Genomic DNA, 715 nt, shown 5'->3' on the forward strand with positions numbered 1-715 from the left:
CCGAACCGCTGTGCGGTTCACGACAACTAAGGAGGATTATTAAATGAAAGCAGATTTGATCGTAGATACAAAGGGAATGGCATGTCAGATGCCAATTGTAAAAGCAAAGAGAGCTTTGGATGGTTTACAGGCAGGGCAAGTGATGGAGGTTTTATCCACAGACAAAGGCTCAGTCAACGATTTTCAAGCATGGGTGACTCAAACTAATAATGAACTCATTAAGCATGAAGAAGAAAATGGTATTTACAAATTTTTTGTGAAAAAAATCTAATTTAAAAAGCGAGCACAGTTTAAGACGTGTTCGCTTTTTTTAGTTTATGTGTCGATAGACCAACTGCCTGAATAGCGGCAACTATGAGAGTCCCGAATAGGCATTAAAGCATATACTACATTGACATTATTCATTTATTAGGGGGTTTTACGTTTGTATTGGTTAAATCCATATTGGAATAGAGCTATGTTTATGCCAGTTTGGTCAGTATCTTCAGCTGAAGCATTAACATTAATGAAAGAAGCGGTTCAAGGAGAACGGAATGATGAGTTGTTCTATAACGAACTTATCAAATTTGCACCAAATAGCGAGCAAGCTTCTATTATTACCTCTATACGTGACGATGAACGTGGTCATAATTACATGTTCCGAGGAATGTATAAAGAGATTACAGGTCAAGAGATCACGGGTATAAGTAACGAGAAATATCAGAGTGTACAATCC

2 protein-coding genes are annotated in these 715 nt (G+C 37.5%); both read left to right on the forward strand.

What is annotated here, in order from left to right:
• Nucleotides 1–43: 43 nt before the first annotated feature.
• Complete coding sequence (locus AC1DWN_RS34770; RefSeq protein WP_477563349.1) at nucleotides 44–271, forward strand: sulfurtransferase TusA family protein; 228 nt, start codon at nucleotides 44–46, stop codon at nucleotides 269–271.
• 153 nt (nucleotides 272–424) lie between these two features.
• Nucleotides 425–715: ferritin family protein (locus AC1DWN_RS34775; RefSeq protein ID WP_477563350.1), on the forward strand; the 291-nt coding region annotated here is incomplete at its 3' end.

The organism is Paenibacillus sp. P4_A7 (assembly GCF_056402455.1).